Below are 15,261 nucleotides of genomic sequence, written 5' to 3' on the forward strand. Positions count from 1 at the left end.
CCAGCTTTCAGCTGAGGTCAATTTTTTTATGGACCATGGCAATACTTTTGGGTAACTTTTGCAGACTCCCTTTAGGTTAACCTCCAATTTCGTCTATCAACGCCCCATATAAATTCGGCCGGCGATCGGCTAGATAATTGGTATTTTCCGGATGGGTGGAGCCATAATTTCCCGGTACACAATCAGCAATGAGTAAAGTTTCTTCATTGCGGGGATGGAGCAGAATGTCCCCATGGGGCCCGGCAATAACACTGTTGCCCAAATATTCCCCCACCAGCACCGTTTCCCCCTGGGCATTGAGCCTGGTTTCGCCCCCAGCGCGATTACAGTAGGCGACAAAAATTACATTTTCCAAAGCCCGCACGGGAATAATATTTTGGGACACATCCGGGTAGGGCATTTCGGTTCTTTCGCCAGTGGAAAGTAACGTCCAAACGTCTGCCGCAGTGGGAATCACCACCAATTTCGCCCCCCGTAGGGCAAGGATACGACTTAATTCAGCAAATTCTGCTTCGTAGCAGTTCAACAAACCAATGGGAAAACCATTTACTTCATGGACGGTGAAAGCTTCTCCCTCTTCTGTATGGCAGTGACCCTGGGAGTAAATTTTGCCTTCGTCCGGGCCCCAGAGATGGGTTTTGCGATAGGTTTTGAGTAATTTTCCCTGGTTATCGAACAGGTTAATGCTGTCATAGTAGTGGATTTCCCCGTTAATAATTGCCTTTTCCGGGTAGGGACAAATGATGGCAATGCCATATTTTTGGGCTAGTTGCTCCACCTGGGCCATCACTTCCCCATCCTTGGCGATCGCCAATTGGTGTACTTCCTGGGGGGAAAGGGCGTAACCAGTTAAATAAAGTTCGGCAAAACTGATCAGTTGGCCACCAAAACTCCGGGCAGCCTGGATCGCTTCCTCCATTTTCCCTAGGTAATAGGTGATCGCCTCGGCATTACCAATGGGGCCACCTTGGTTTTGGTAAATGGCTAGTCTTACCCCCATACCTGGAGCGGGCGGTTGGGGCTGGAGGCGGGTTAGATAAATCATGGGCAATAAGGGTAAATTAATGAAAAATCAATAAAACTGACTGAGCTGGGTAAAAATATCCTTTGCTTCTTGGGTGGAATTTCCCCGGTAGCGGGCAATTAAGCCCTGGGTAGCGGTCAAACTTAGGCCAAACTGTGGCGATCGCCCCTGGCAATTAATTATCTCCCTGGCTTGATTAACCAAATTCTGGTCAAAGGAACGACTCAAATCCACATAGGTGCCCAGACAAGTAAAGCCCGCCAAAGCGTTGGGGGATTCGTAAAGTTGTTCCGCACCGATTAACTGTTGCCTTTCTCCCCAAATCAACCTCTCTCCCTGCCAAATTTCCCAACTGGATCGCCAATGGCCTTGGGTAAATTTTTCTCCCCTGGCAGTACGCCCCAAACGGACAATTTCCCAACCTTTGAAACGGGCCTGCTCCTGGAGCTTAATGCAAAAATTCTGTTGATATCGAGCCTGGTCAAAAATAATTGTTTCCTGGGGACACCAGAGCACCGAAGCCCCGATTCCCACCTCTAGGTTCACCCTCTGCTCACTCCAGGGGCCCAGACTACGGTAAATTTTCCCCGCCGAAGCACTGGTAAAGCACACATCACTCTGGGCTTCTAACACAATATCGTACCCCAGGCGATCGCCCCCCACCATGCCGCCGCCGGTATGTAGCAACATGGTTTGACATTGCCCCGTGTCATCCGGATAAAAAGACCGTTGTACCTTGAGGGGGGCCTGCACCAAACATTCAACCATGCGGGTACGGTGCCCAGGGCGGTCATAGCGGAGCCAAAGATTGGCCCGCCAAGGCGCAGAATTGTTGACAGTGGGAGCAGTGACCAAAGAATTAAATCGCTGGATTGAACTAGGTAAAAATCGCTATTTTGCTATTAATATTAAAGCCGGTTGGAAAAATTTAAAAAGAACAATTAAATTTCCCCAGTGCCCCTTCCCAAAGGAAGAGATGGGAAAAATATTTCCTTTTCAAAGGGCAAGTAGAGGAATATTGTACTATTGAAGCAACTTCTCCAACATTTAGCTATTAGGCGAAAAACCATGGCCGGGGGATCCCCAGCCGATGGGAGAACACAATGCCCAGGGAAAACTAACTGGCCTGGGGCAACAAACTCAGGAAAGCATCAAAATCCGCCAGGGCTTCTTGGTACTGGATTTTAGCTTGGGAACTATTGCGATCCTTGGCTGCCGCATCTAGTCGTTCCAAGTGGCCGAAAACTTCTTTGGCCAAGGTAGTGGCCTTATCTTGATCCTTGGGTAACAGGGAATTGGCCAGCCCCAACATATCTCGGCGTAGTTGTCCCAGGGGCCCGTGGATATAGGTTTGGGTATCCACCCAGTTCTGGTCCGCAATCAAACCCTGTAACTTATCTTCTATGCCTTCCCGGGCCACGGCGATCGGATTAACATAGACCTGTAGTTGGGCAATTTTTTCTGGGCTATAGGTGGTGGGAATTTCCACCTGGGGGCTACTGCAACTAACGAGGATCGTAGTTACTAAAACTAGAACGAGGGAAAGTAACGAACGTAAACGAGACATAAGCTTGGGTTACGGTGTTATTGACATTGAAGGTAATTGACAAGGAAAAGTTATCCCTGCAATTTTTTCCAATGATACGTGCTTTTCCGGCCGAAAACGAGCAACAGCCCCCAGTGGATGTCCAGGGGGGATTAATCTACAAGTATATTTAAGTATAAATTACTGAATACCCAAATTATTTGATTGACCCAATCCAGACGTTAAAAATATTTACAAAAACTTTCCTAAGTCGCCATTGTTTGCCCGGTAAACAATCCAGAAAAATGAGCTAGGATGGCCTCAACATGAGCATTGAGTAGGTTCACCATGGGTGCTGTTATCTCGGCGATCGCCGCCTTGGCTAGTTGGACAGTATTTATCAGCGTTAAAAATCCCGATAACCCGAAAATTCCTAAACTTTTACGGCCCCTAGTTTTTTGCATTGCCCTTTTAATGTCTGCCTTATTTTTACAACAAAGTTTGGGTAGGGCGGTGGTGGTTATTCCTGCGGGGGAGGTGGGGGTAATTGAAACTATGGGCACTGTGGATACCGTTCCCCTCACTTCCGGGGTTTATTTCCTCAATCCCCTCTCCAAAGTGGTTACCTACTCCACCCGTTTACAGGACATCAAAGAGACCGTGGATACGTCTTCCAAGGAGGGTTTGAACTTTAACATTGATGTGAGTTTGCAATATCGTCTCAACCCGGAAAAAGCTGGGGAGGTTTTTTCTAGCCTTGGCAACGAAGAACAGCAAAGGGAAATTATCATCTCCCGCTTCCGTTCCTTAATTCGGGAAAATACCGCTAAGTATGATCTGAGTTCCATTTATGGTGATAAAAGGGCAGAAATTTCCCTCGACCTGGCCCGGTCAATGAAAGAACAACTGGAACCCATTGGTTTTTTGGTGGAAGATGCCCTAATGAGAAATGTAATTCTGCCGGAAAATATCCAAAAAGCCATTCAAGCCAAGGTGGAGGTGGAGCAAAGTAATCAAAAAAAACAATTGGAATTAATTAGTGCCCAAAGGGATGCGGAAAGAAAAATAATCGAAGCCCAAGGAGTAGCAGATTCCCAAAAAATTCTTTCCCAAAGTTTGACAGATCAAATTATTAAATTAAAAGCCATTGAAGCTACCCAGAAACTAGCGGAATCGCCCAACACAAAAGTATTAATTATGGGATCGGGAGAGGGAAATTTACCCATTATCATGTCCGATCCTTAGCTGGAAGTTCTTCGCCTCACTGCTGGAGTGGAACAGGGACGATTGCCAAAGTAAAACGGTGGCTTGCTAGCGGTCTTCCCACCTTAACTACTACGAGCCTAACCTGAATTTATTGTTGGCCCAAACCTTCAGCGGCGTGGGCCTTGGCTAGACGAACATAATTTTGTCCATGGTCTAGCAGGCCCTGGACTTGCTCTTCACTCACCTGTTTAATAATTTTTGCTGGTACTCCCATCACCAAAGACCGGGGGGGCACATCTTTAGTTACCACCGCCCCAGCCCCGATGATGCTGCCGGCTCCAATGCGGACGTTATCTAAAATCGTAGCTCCAATGCCGATCAAGCTGCCCCGTTCAATGTGGGCGGCGTGGATCACAGCCCGATGGCCAACGGTGACCCAATCTTCTAGCACGGTGACAATGCCTGGATCGCCATGGAGTATGGCCCCATCTTGGATGTTAGTACCCTGACCGATGGTGATAGCTTCTAAATCTGCCCGCACCACTGCTCCGTACCAAATACTACAATCCTTGCCTAGGTTGACTTTACCGATGACTGTGGCATTGGCCGCCACAAATGCTGCTGGGGACAAATCTGGGGGAGTAAGGTAAATGGGAAAGTTTGCTTCCATAACACCCTTTAGAGCCTGTTTGCAAAGTTTGATGGCAATTAATCCCGCCAGCCATCCTTAGTAAGGAAAGAGAAAAACTGAAAGCTTCTCTTTCAAAGGGGGATTTAGGGCTGACCATACCATTTTTCAAACCTAACTCCCACACTGAATATAAAGACACTTTCAGGAGGTTTTTCCATTATTCCATCCACTACCGAGAGATAAATCTGGAAAAAGGGACTCCCTTACCCTAAACTTAAAAATGGATAAACTTATAGGTCAGTGTTATTAATGGGGGTGGTGGCCATGAACAAAACGGAGGCAATCGAGTTTGCCGCTAAACTTGGATGGACAAAAGCTGATGCGAAAAGGGCCTATCAAGAGCTCAATGTTGATTTTTCTGATCTTCAATCCACCTTAGAATATTACAAGCATGAATACAGCATAGAAGATGTTACGGATAAAGACATAGCCATTGTTTCCCTTGTGTTAGCTGATTTTGCTGGAGAAGTTTTATTAGACAGACAAAGAAAACAAGCTGCTCAAAAAGCTGAAGTTACAAAAAGGAAAAAAGAAATTCAAGAAATACAGGAAAGTCATGTAGAAGAAATTTCTAGTCTTAAGCAAGAAGTTCAGGACAAGGAAAGCTTACTAATGAAATTCATTATTAAATTGTACGGTATAGCTAGAAATCTAGGTTGGAAATCTGAGCCATGGGTTGAAGCAATGATCTCGGCATACGAGGATGATAAAAATGGAATTAATAACACAAAAGCAGTTAGTTGAACTTGGTTTAACCAAATATCAAGCCAAGCAAGTTATAAGAAAGCTTAATCCAGTCACCAAAATCAAAAGAGCTAACACTTATGGTGTTCAAGAAGTTATTTTTTCTATAAACGAATATCTAAATAAAAAAAAAATCAAGGAAACAACTAGAGTTTCTCTTGAAAGAGTCAAGTCTGTACTAATGCCAACCCTGGAAAATCTAGTTCAAGGGGAGTTTGGAGCCGATAGCATTTCAGAAATTGGAAAACTAGCTCAGATAATTATGGCTAAATCAAGTCAAGTGAATAGAAAAATAGCTAAACTGGAAAGAAGATCCCAAGAAATCAAGGGGCGATATGAAAAAAAATAGCTTTCTGGAATTATTTTGTCAATATAAAATAGCTCAGGACAAGGTTGAAGGTAGTCTTAAGAACCTTGATGATAAGGTTGAGCGTATCAAAAAATACTACTCTCCCCGTAACCAATTTAACCGCTGGAGAGATTCAGGTGATGGTAAAAATTGGAAAAAAAGACAACATGAAAAGCAAAAACATAAATGTGCAAATCCTAATTGCAATTTTGTTTACGAAAAGTCAGAGTATTTTGACATAGATCACATCAAGCCCATTAAAACTCATCCTCATCTGGCAGTTGACAAGAAAAATTTACAATTACTCTGTCCTCCTTGTAATAGTCGCAAAGGAGCATTGGAGAGGTAATTGCAGGATTTTATTTAGCTCTCTAGTTATGACAGTAAACCTGTAAATTTTTTTAAGTTGAAAAGAGTTAAGAGAAGAAAGTAGGACTTGATCAACAAATTCTGAGATAGGCTAGGAGTTGTTATTTCCGGGTACGTTATGACTGTTGATATTAAGACAACCCTAGTTAATATTCCCAACCAGGATTTGCAAATTGCGGGCTATTTGGCCCAGCCGGTGGCCGTGGGTCACTACCCCGTAGTGATTGTAATTCAAGAAATTTTTGGGGTTAATAGCCATATCCGAGACGTGACTGAACGCATTGCCAAAGAAGGTTGCGTGGCGATCGCCCCGGCCATTTACCAACGGCAAGCTCCGGGCTTTGAAACCGGTTACACTCCAGAGAGCATTGAAGCGGGCAAAAAACTCAAAGATCAAACCGATAGTGCAGAAATCCTCAGTGACTTAGAGGCAACCATTGCCTATGGGCTGAGTTTACCCAACGTTAAACCCGGCGGAGTAGGATTAATTGGCTTTTGCTTTGGTGGCTGGATCACCTATTTAGGGGCTAGTTTACCCACCGTCAAGGCCACCGCTTCCTTTTACGGTGCGGGCATTCCCCATTGGGCTCCGGGGTCAGCGCAACCTCCCATCGCCTATACCGATAAGATTGAAGGCACGTTATACGCTTTCTTTGGTTTGGAGGATGCCAGCATTCCCATGGCGGATACAGAGCAGATTGAACAAGCTCTAAGTAAGTATCAGGTGAACCATAAAATTTTCCGTTACCCCGGTGCAGACCATGGCTTTTTCTGTGATCAGAGGGCCAGCTATAACGCCGAAGCGGCCGCCGATGCCTGGCAAAAGGTAAAACAACTTTTTCAAACTGAATTGCAATGAAATTCCTGATTCTCAATGCCGGTTCCAGTAGCCAAAAAAGTTGCCTCTACGAGTTAGCTGGCGATCGCCTACCGGAAACAGTACCGGAGCCCTTGTGGGAGGCTTTCATTGATTGGACGGTGTTGGAAAATCAGGGGCGGCTAATGGTGGAAACCCCTGGCCAAAAACAGGTGATCATTCTGGAGACCGGCGATCGCCAACAGGGTATAGCCCAAATGTTGGACACTCTGGTAACAGGGGACTGTGCCGTTTTGAAAAGTTTGACAGAAATTGACCTGGTGGGCCATCGAGTAGTGCATGGGGGCACGGATTACGCCGCAGCCACCTTGATTACCCCAGCGGTGAAACAGGCCATTGCGGACTTAATTCCCCTCGCTCCCGCCCATAACCCCGCCCACCTCGAAGGCATTGAAGCCATTGGCGAACAATTGGGAGACGTGCCCCAGATCGCTGTGTTCGACACCGCTTTTCACCGCACCATTCCCACCGCCGCCGCCGAATATCCCATTCCCCAAGCCTGGACTGAGTTGGGTATTCGTCGCTATGGTTTCCACGGCACTAGCCATAAATACTGCGCCCAGAAAACGGCGGAGATTTTAGGCCAACCTTTGGCAGAGTTAAAACTCATTACCTGCCACATCGGGAATGGCGCCTCCTTGACGGCGATCAGAAATGGAGTCAGCATCGACACCACCATGGGTTTTACCCCCTTAGAAGGGCTGATGATGGGGGCCAGGAGTGGTTCCATTGACCCAGCCATTGTGCTATTTCTGCAACAAACCCAAGGTTTAACCCCAGCAGAAATCAACGCCACGTTAAATAAAAAATCTGGTTTATTGGGAGTTTCCGGGCGATCAGCGGATTTACGCACCATTTTGCAAGCTAAAGCCGAGGGGGACGAACAAGCCCAATTGGCCTATACCATGTATATTCACCGTTTTCGTCGTTGTTTGGGGGCCATGGTTGCTTCCCTCGAAGGTCTGGATACGTTGGTGTTCACCGCCGGGGTGGGGGAAAATGCGGCCACTGTGCGGGCTGATGTTTGCCAAGCTTTTCAATTCCTGGGTTTAAAACTTGATCCAGAGTTAAACGACCGATCGCCAAGGGATACTGTTATTTCTCACTCCGACTCCTTGGTGAATGTGGTGATTGTCCACACCGAAGAAGATTGGGCGATCGCACAGGATTGTTGGCACTGGTGGCATAGCCAGGGACTGGGCAAGAAACCGTAAATTGCGAAAATGTTAGAAAATGGCCATGAAATTAAATGTTGAATTAGGCTAAATTTCCTTGGCTAGAGTCCGCATCCGCCAACACGTTAATCCCCTCAGTCAAAAATATCGGCAGGTGTTGGCCTGTCCTGATTGGGCCACCGTTTATGACAATGTTCAACGGCCATTACATTTAGATATTGGCTGTGCCCGGGGTCGCTTTCCCCTGAAAATGGCCCAGGAACACCCCGATTGGAATTTTTTAGGTGTGGAAATTCGTCAACCCTTGGTACTAGAAGCAAATGAAACCGGCGATCGCCTGGGGCTTAAAAATCTCCATTACCTGTTTGGCAACATCAATGTGGAACCAGAAAAATTCTTGTCCGCCTTGCCCCCCACTCTGCAACGGGTGAGCATCCAATTTCCCGACCCCTGGTTTAAGCAACGACATAATAAACGCCGGGTAGCCCAACCGGAACTGGTCATGGCGATCGCCAACGCCCTGCCCCCGGGAGGGGAAGTATTGCTCCAATCTGACGTGGAACCCGTCGCCGAGGACATGAAAGAGCGTTTTGCTGAAAATCCTAACTTTGCCTTCACCCATGACACCCCCTGGTTGGAGAAAAATCCCCTCGGGGTGCCCACAGAAAGGGAAATTGCCTGTTTTAACCTCCACCGTCCTGTGTACCGCTGTCTATTACAACGAATTGCCTAGTCGGTGACAATTTTGCCACGAAAAACCAGGTAATTATAGATGTTGTAGAACAGCAGGATCGGAATCAGGAAGCCAATGAAGGTCAGCATAAACACCAGAGAACTAGGGGCCGCCGCCGCTTCATAGATGGTGACACTGGGGGGAATGATATTGGGGAAGATAATGAAACCCAAACCGATGAAGGAAAGGGAAAACACTAAAAAAGTCCAGATAATGGGGGTATTTTCTTCCCGCAGATACAAACTCCGCAACAGTAGGCCAATGAACAGTAACCCCACCAGGGGAATGGTGGCAAAAATGTACACCAACGGAGCGGTAAACAATTGGGACCTGGCCTCTTCGGAAAAAGCTGGGGTACTAATGGTGATAAACACCGCCCCCGCCAACGTGGTCCAAGTGGCGATCGCCGCCGTTTTGAAATAGGTTTTTTGCAATTCCCCTTCGGTTTTCAAAATTAGATAGGTGGAACCGATCAGTACATAACCTTGGATTAACGTCAGGGCCACAATGACAGAGCGCCAGGTGAGCCAGTCCCACATAGTGCCGGCAAAATGTCCTTGGGCATCAACGATAATACCTTCAAACACACTACCAAGGGCAAAACCTTGCCCCAACGCGGCTAAGAAACTCCCCACTCCAAAGGCAATATTCCAAACCAATTTACGGTTAGCATTTTCCCGAAACTCAAAGGAGACCGCCCGGAGAATTAACCCCACCACCATGATCACTGCTGGTAAATAGAGGGCATTCAAAATGGTGGCATAGGCCAAAGGAAAGGCCCCAAATAATGACCCCCCCATCAACACCAGCCAGGTTTCGTTGGCATCCCAGACATTCCCCAAACTGGTCATAAGAATGCTACGCCGTTCCTCCGTGGAAGCGGTGAGGGATAAAATACCTACCCCCAGGTCAAAGCCATCTAGCAGGACATAGAGAAAAAGGAAAAGCCCCAAAATGAAAAACCACACCTGGGGTAAAAAATGTTGTAACGGTTCTAAAGGTTCCATGGTTCCTACTCCTTAATCTCGGCAACTTCGGCAATGTCAGCGGGGCGGCGGTTAGTGGCGTGCTTGGTAATGTTGCCCCAAAGGGAGGCTTCCGAACCCCGGGGAGCAGGCAAATTCAGGTCGGGGCCGTTGCGAATAATCCGACTGCCAAAGTAGAGAGTGGTAATTAAAAAAACAATGTACATCACACTCAACCCTGTCAGGGAAAAGAGAATTTCACCGGGGGGCAAGTTGGAAGCGGATTCCGCTGTACGCATTTCTCCGTAAACGATCCAGGGTTGGCGACCTACGCAACGGACAATCCAACCCGTTTCCACCGCTAAATAACCCAACGGAGCGGCAAAAACCCAAGCCCGCAATAACCATTTTTGTTGGCTAATGCTTTCTGGGCTCAGTTTGCCCCGTAGCCATTGCCCCACTGTGACCGTCATCAAAGCGGCAAAAAAGAGCCCAATGGCTACCATAATGCGGAAAGAATAGTAAATTAAGCCCACCATCCTCGGGCGATCAACCGGGGCCCATTCCTTCAGGCCCTGAATGGGTTTGTCCAATTGAGGCTTGAGTTCCAAAATATAGCTCAATGCTCCGGGAATGGTCAGTTCCCAGTCATTTTTTTCTGCTTTATCGTTGGGCAAAGCTACCACACTCCAAGCCGCTGGTGTTTCCGCTGGCACCGTTTCCCAGAGGGCTTCCATGGCGGCAAGCTTAGCTGGTTGATGCACCGATACCTGTTCCGCGCTTAGGTGGCCAATGAAAATTTGTAGGGGAGCCACCGCCATCACCACCACCAAAATTACCTGCAAAGAGCGGGCAAAAAATTGCGGTTGCCGACCGGTGAGAATACACCAGGCACTGACGCCCCCAATGACAAACATAGAGGTTTCTAAGGTGGCAAAAAACATATGCAGGAAACTATTGACCATAAATGGATTGGCGATCGCCGCAAAATAGTCCTGCACCACAAATTTTCCATCGACAAAAATGCCCCCGGCGGGGGTTTGTAACCAGGAATTAGCTGAGAGAATCCAAAAGGTAGAAAGATTTGCCCCAATGGCCACCAAAATAGTGGAAAGGTAATGAATTAATGGGGGAACTCGGTCCCAACCAAATAGCATAATGCCCAAAAAGCTAGCTTCAAGCATAAAGGCCATGGTGCTTTCAAACCCAAGCACTGTGCCGAAAAAATCCCCTACAGATTCTGAAAAAGGGGCCCAGTTCAAACCAAATTGAAAGGCCATGGGTAAACCAGTGGCTACCCCAATACCAAAATTTAAAACGTAGAGCCGAGCCCAAAATCGAGCATGGTGATAATAGTCTAAATTACGGGTTTTGAGCCATAAACCTTCGATAATTACTAAATAAATGCCCATACCCGTGGTTAATACCGGCCAGAGCATATGAAAAATGGCAGTGACGGCAAATTGTAGCCGTGACAACGCCACCGTATTACTGAAAAAATCCTGCATTGGCAAAGAGCACTCCTAAATGGTTTTCTGATAGTTAGAGTTTAAAAAAAACAGAGAATTTTGCCCACTCTATCCCCTGTCCAAAACTAGCAGAAGCCAATGGGAAAGGCTCTGTATTATCAGCTACATTCCCTCTATTTTCACCCAAGCCATAGGCAAATAATTGACGAAGTTATATCTTTTGATGGACTTATAGTTAAGCTTCTTACCAATTGCCCAGGACATCCTGACTGAGACGGGACACGAAAACCATTGTTTGTCTTTGTTGATGCCAGTGCTAAGTAGTAAAAATTTCCTCTGGGGTCAGCACCAATTCTGAAAAAGTCCCAGACACGATGGTTTGTTGTCCCTGAAAAGCTTGGCGATCGTAAACACCTTCGCCATTGAGGGTATAGATGGAAACGGTGGGTTGCTTAGGTTCCCCCAAAATATCCCGACTACCGATCGCCAGATAGTCAACAATCCAATATTCTTTAATGCCAAGGCGTTGATACTCGTCCAATTTATCCAAATAATCCGTTTCCCAATTACTGGAAACCACTTCCACTGCTAACTGAATTGGCTCAGTTAAAGCCCCTAAAGTGCCACGATCTGATCGCCACTGGTCTCGATCAATCACACTTATGTCTGGTATACGCCCCTGGGTCTTGCCCGTTGTTAGGGAGGTGCGGATATAAACCTCTTGACGGACAACGTAGTTCAGATTTAGTCGATCCACTTCCCGATCAAGCATTTTGGTCAGGAAGGTGGCAATGTCGATGTGTTCTCGGGTGTTTACCATTTCGATAATTTCTCCATTGACCCATTCAAAGCGGCCTTCTTCGGGGCATTGCTTTAAAAATTGGTCAAAGGTTTGGGGAGTGCTGGTTTTAACTAGGGTGGGGGTAACCATAGCAATCTAATTCTCTCCGCACAGTGTGATTACTTATAATCTAACGACCTTGAGGCACTGCCTGGGGGGCCATAGCTGGACTTTCCGATGCTTGGGGACTAATCTCCACCGGCTCCTGTCCTGGATCATCCGTGAGCAGACCCACTCGGGGCACAGGCCAAAAACGGACAAAGGCACGGCCGAGCAATTTTTCCCGGGGGACAAAACCCCAGTAATGGGAGTCGTAGCTGTTGTTACGATTGTCCCCTAGCACCAAATATTGATCCTCTGGCACTTTCACTGGGCCGTATTCATAGCTGGGGGGGGCGGCAATGTAGTTTTCGTCCAACATTTCGCCGTTGACGTAAACGTTGCCTTGGGAAACCTTAACTTCATCCCCTGGTAAACCGATGATGCGCTTAATGAAAGCATCGTGGAAATTTTTTGCCTTGAGGGCGTCGGTGGGGTTAAACACAACAATTTCCCCCCGCTCTGGACTCCGCAATCGATAGGTGATCTTTTCAATGATCAGGCGATCGTTAATCTGGAGGGTGGGCTCCATGGAGGAAGAGGGAATGTAACGGGCTTCGGCCACAAAAGTACGAATGCCGATCGCCAAAATAACCGCGGTGACCATGGTTTTGCCCAATTCTAGCCAAGTATTTTCCGGTGGGCTTTCCTTCTTTTTGGTGGTTTCGCGGACGATATTTTCGGTCATAGGGGGGCCGGGAAAAATGGGGAGATTTATCTTAACCTGTTCCAGTCTAGTCGCAGTCTTCCTCTTCTTCTTCCTGGTGTGACTTTGGCGATCGGGCCAGCAACTGTTCCGCTTCTGGACAATCTTCAGAAATTAATAATTCATGACCAAGGCGGGAAACGGAGGCCAACTTACGGTTAACGGAGCCAATACTTTCCAGGCGCACCATTTCTTCCCAGGCACAGACCTCATCCTCTTCTTCGGTTTCGTAGCGAAAAGTCACTAAGTCTCCTTCCAGTGTCAGGATTTTGGCATTTTCCACCCACCTTTGTTGGTCCCTTAGGTAAAGGCTGACTTCGTGGCCATCGGTACAAAGTTGATAGATTTTCCGGTGTAGCATGGGCAAGCTCCTAGATAGCAGTGGGGGGACAGGACACGGCGAAACAAGGCCTTAGGGTATCCGTCTGGGGGGGTACTGGTGGGAGGTTGGTGCCGGATGGGCCAAAAAAAGTAACATATGGATCAAGAGAAAAATCCCTAGTGGGGAAAACTTACGAGAATTTTAACGCAAATCAGCGGAAATCTGAGTCTAGGAGCTAGCTCCCTCCTTCGGTGCGATTTTGAAAGGCCTTCTCTATAGTCCAATGGCGATCAGAGGATTGGTAAAGGCGTAAGCCGAGATGGGTACCATCGTCATGGACCCAACCCAAGTGCTGGAGATATGCCTCCACCTCTGCCATGGTGAGGGAGGCCTGGAGGGAATCAGCAAAAAGTTTCCTCTGTTGACCATTGTAGTCGGAGCTGATCGCCGTTACCAGAGCAGCCAACTTTTCTGGGGATTCGGGGCGAATTAAATCCCTAATTAATAAAAAACCGTGGGGCTTGAGCACCCGTTTTACCTCCCGTAAAAAATCCAGGGGCCTGGGTAAATGGTGACAGAGGCTATTGGCAATAACTCCATCGAAGGAACCATTGGCATAGGGCAATCGTTTCGCATCAACAAATTCTAGACAAATTTGAGTTTCACACCCCGCCGCCACGACATTTTCCTTGGCGATCACCAACATGGAACGGGCAAAATCGATGGCGGTGATTTGCCATGCAGGACGTAACTGGGCGAGTAGAATGGGGATACGGGCCGTGCCAGTACCGGCATCTAACACTGTGGCTTTGGTGGGGCCGAGTTGGCAAGCTCTCTGGGCAAAGGCCAGATTAACCGCTTGAAAGTCCATGGCATCGTAGTCCATTGCTTCTGCTTCGGTGTCCATCACCTCTGGCTCCAGGATTCTTTCCAACATCGGTCAATTACTCCAACTGGTTGCCCTGTTATTGTAAACACCCCACCCCACCACCAATGGCTAATTCTCCCCCCCCCAGTAGCGCAGGTAAGTCAGTACCGATTTTGTTCTATGCTGGGGAAGCCCTAGGACAAAAAGGTCAGGGAGCGGCGGTGGCCATTTTGCTCTTGCCCACGGGCAAAAGGACCAGCGTCAAACAGTTACTTGCCTCGGTCACCAGCGCCGAAGCATCCTATCAAGCTTTGTTAATTGGTTTGCAAAAAGCGCGGCAATTGGGCATCCACGAGATTGAAGTCAAGGGACACAACGAAAAGGTCTTTAACCAGGTGAACGGGTTAGAAGAAATTGACCAACTGCCCCTGCGCCACCTCCATCGGGAAGTGGTAACGGTAATGAAGCAATTTGAGCGGGTGATGGTGGAATGGATTCCCCTCGATCAAAACCGTCCCGCCTACCAGACAGTGCAAAAATGTTTGGCAACGGCGGCAGCAGCTCCCAAAATTAATGGATTGCCCCGACCGATCGCCCCGGAAATTGTGCGATTAGTCAAATTAGGCCATCGGGCCACAGCCAGGGATTTTCAGGCGTTACAGAGTCAACTCGACGAATTTTCCCGGCAATCTCTTGCAGCGTTGCGTCGCCGCATCCCCGTACAGATACAGGATAGGTTGGCTCTGCAATGGAATGGTGATGAGTCCCAATTGGCAGAGATGTACCGCTGGTATTTAAGGGGACTGCCCCCCGACTTCATTGTCCGCAAATTTCAATTAGAAGCCCCAGCCCCCGGCCAGAATCAAAAATTACCCTGGGAAGACCAGTTACTGAGCCAGGTTGCCGCCCCGACCTTTACCGATGCCAGGGATGAAATTGGCCATATTCAGTTTGTGCCTCCTCCACCGCCTCCATTTTTTGTCCCCTTGGAGGAAGAAAACCTGGCACCTGGGGAAGATTTTTCTTTAACGGAGCCTGGTCTTGCTGAGCAGGCCTTGGCTTCAACTGTCCCCGATCCCTTTGCCACTGACCACGACGATCTTTACCAAGAGCAGCTCAGTCGAGCCAAAGATACATTGCCCACAGTGGACCAAGTCCAACAAATTGTTAGCATGATTATGGACTTGTCCCCAGGGGAAAAAACTAGGCTAGTGAAGGATTTAGCCCAGTTGCCTGAATTAACCAATCAGTTCCTCACGGCGATCGCCGACCGCCTCAAACCTTCTGGAAATTGAAAA

At 47.7% G+C, this 15,261-nt stretch carries 19 protein-coding genes; 9 read left to right on the forward strand and 10 right to left on the reverse strand.

All coding sequences use genetic code 11. The features are described from left to right. Positions 1–76 precede the first annotated feature (76 nt). Complete coding sequence (locus IQE94_RS10520) at positions 77–1,045, reverse strand: carbon-nitrogen hydrolase family protein (RefSeq protein WP_212718064.1); 969 nt, start codon at positions 1,043–1,045, stop codon at positions 77–79. A gap of 27 nt (positions 1,046–1,072) precedes the next feature. After that, positions 1,073–1,879 (reverse strand): urease accessory protein UreD, encoded by an 807-nt coding sequence (locus IQE94_RS10525; protein ID WP_212718065.1) that lies wholly within the window; start codon positions 1,877–1,879, stop codon positions 1,073–1,075. On the opposite strand from IQE94_RS10525, the gene IQE94_RS10530 reads away from it, so the two are divergent. Further along, on the forward strand, positions 1,872–2,054 hold the full coding sequence (locus IQE94_RS10530; protein WP_223341877.1) for a hypothetical protein: 183 nt from the start codon (positions 1,872–1,874) through the stop codon (positions 2,052–2,054). The genes IQE94_RS10525 and IQE94_RS10530 overlap by 8 nt on opposite strands. An 87-nt stretch (positions 2,055–2,141) precedes the next feature. Here IQE94_RS10530 and psbQ read toward each other — a convergent pair whose 3' ends face one another. Further along, positions 2,142–2,591 (reverse strand): photosystem II protein PsbQ, encoded by a 450-nt coding sequence (psbQ, locus tag IQE94_RS10535; RefSeq protein ID WP_223341878.1) that lies wholly within the window; start codon positions 2,589–2,591, stop codon positions 2,142–2,144. Between the two features lie 306 nt (positions 2,592–2,897). Between psbQ and IQE94_RS10540 the strand changes: the two genes are divergently transcribed. Continuing rightward, positions 2,898–3,794, forward strand: a complete 897-nt coding sequence (locus tag IQE94_RS10540; protein ID WP_212718068.1) for a prohibitin family protein — start codon at positions 2,898–2,900, stop codon at positions 3,792–3,794. 109 nt (positions 3,795–3,903) lie between these two features. Here IQE94_RS10540 and IQE94_RS10545 read toward each other — a convergent pair whose 3' ends face one another. Further along, a complete protein-coding gene (locus tag IQE94_RS10545) occupies positions 3,904–4,425 on the reverse strand; it encodes a gamma carbonic anhydrase family protein (protein ID WP_212718069.1) in 522 nt (173 codons plus the stop codon). A gap of 285 nt (positions 4,426–4,710) precedes the next feature. On the opposite strand from IQE94_RS10545, the gene IQE94_RS10550 reads away from it, so the two are divergent. The 6 genes from IQE94_RS10550 (at position 4,711) to trmB (ending at position 8,693) form a co-directional block, all read left to right on the forward strand. Next, positions 4,711–5,190: a hypothetical protein gene (locus IQE94_RS10550; protein ID WP_212718070.1), complete on the forward strand. Its 480-nt coding sequence runs from the start codon at positions 4,711–4,713 to the stop codon at positions 5,188–5,190. Beyond that, a complete protein-coding gene (locus tag IQE94_RS10555; protein ID WP_223341879.1) occupies positions 5,159–5,539 on the forward strand; it encodes a hypothetical protein in 381 nt (126 codons plus the stop codon). Before IQE94_RS10550 ends, IQE94_RS10555 begins: the two co-directional genes overlap by 32 nt. Then, a complete protein-coding gene (locus IQE94_RS10560; RefSeq protein WP_212718072.1) occupies positions 5,526–5,888 on the forward strand; it encodes an HNH endonuclease signature motif containing protein in 363 nt (120 codons plus the stop codon). Before IQE94_RS10555 ends, IQE94_RS10560 begins: the two co-directional genes overlap by 14 nt. 138 nt (positions 5,889–6,026) lie before the next feature. Next, a complete protein-coding gene (locus tag IQE94_RS10565; protein WP_212718073.1) occupies positions 6,027–6,767 on the forward strand; it encodes a dienelactone hydrolase family protein in 741 nt (246 codons plus the stop codon). Beyond that, on the forward strand, positions 6,764–7,999 hold the full coding sequence (locus IQE94_RS10570) for an acetate kinase (protein WP_212718074.1): 1,236 nt from the start codon (positions 6,764–6,766) through the stop codon (positions 7,997–7,999). Before IQE94_RS10565 ends, IQE94_RS10570 begins: the two co-directional genes overlap by 4 nt. A 58-nt stretch (positions 8,000–8,057) precedes the next feature. Further along, positions 8,058–8,693, forward strand: coding sequence for a tRNA (guanosine(46)-N7)-methyltransferase TrmB (gene trmB / locus IQE94_RS10575; RefSeq protein ID WP_212718075.1), 636 nt, complete (start codon positions 8,058–8,060; stop codon positions 8,691–8,693). Here trmB and cydB read toward each other — a convergent pair. The 6 genes from cydB to IQE94_RS10605 all read right to left on the reverse strand — a co-directional run bounded on the left by cydB (position 8,690) and on the right by IQE94_RS10605 (position 14,032). Then, entirely contained in the window at positions 8,690–9,700 is a 1,011-nt protein-coding gene (gene cydB / locus IQE94_RS10580) for a cytochrome d ubiquinol oxidase subunit II (protein WP_212718076.1), read from the reverse strand. The two genes, trmB and cydB, sit on opposite strands and share 4 nt — an antisense overlap. 5 nt (positions 9,701–9,705) lie before the next feature. Next, positions 9,706–11,166: a cytochrome ubiquinol oxidase subunit I gene (locus IQE94_RS10585; protein WP_212718077.1), complete on the reverse strand. Its 1,461-nt coding sequence runs from the start codon at positions 11,164–11,166 to the stop codon at positions 9,706–9,708. A 277-nt stretch (positions 11,167–11,443) separates the two neighbouring features. Continuing rightward, a complete protein-coding gene (locus IQE94_RS10590; protein ID WP_212718078.1) occupies positions 11,444–12,058 on the reverse strand; it encodes a Uma2 family endonuclease in 615 nt (204 codons plus the stop codon). Positions 12,059–12,098: 40 nt separating this feature from the next. Then, positions 12,099–12,755 carry a signal peptidase I gene (gene lepB / locus IQE94_RS10595; protein WP_212718080.1) on the reverse strand — a complete coding sequence of 219 codons (657 nt, stop codon included), beginning with the start codon at positions 12,753–12,755 and terminating at the stop codon, positions 12,099–12,101. Between the two features lie 46 nt (positions 12,756–12,801). Beyond that, entirely contained in the window at positions 12,802–13,134 is a 333-nt protein-coding gene (locus tag IQE94_RS10600) for a DUF6679 family protein (protein ID WP_010871811.1), read from the reverse strand. Between the two features lie 196 nt (positions 13,135–13,330). After that, on the reverse strand, positions 13,331–14,032 hold the full coding sequence (locus tag IQE94_RS10605; protein ID WP_212718082.1) for a class I SAM-dependent methyltransferase: 702 nt from the start codon (positions 14,030–14,032) through the stop codon (positions 13,331–13,333). 56 nt (positions 14,033–14,088) lie between these two features. On the opposite strand from IQE94_RS10605, the gene IQE94_RS10610 reads away from it, so the two are divergent. Beyond that, the gene (locus IQE94_RS10610; RefSeq protein ID WP_212718084.1) at positions 14,089–15,258 is read left to right on the forward strand and encodes a reverse transcriptase-like protein; all 1,170 of its coding nucleotides are present in this window, start codon (positions 14,089–14,091) and stop codon (positions 15,256–15,258) included. Positions 15,259–15,261: the final 3 nt, after the last annotated feature.

Source organism: Synechocystis sp. PCC 7339 (assembly GCF_019924095.1).
In the GTDB taxonomy this organism is placed as follows: Bacteria; Cyanobacteriota; Cyanobacteriia; order Cyanobacteriales; family Microcystaceae; genus Synechocystis.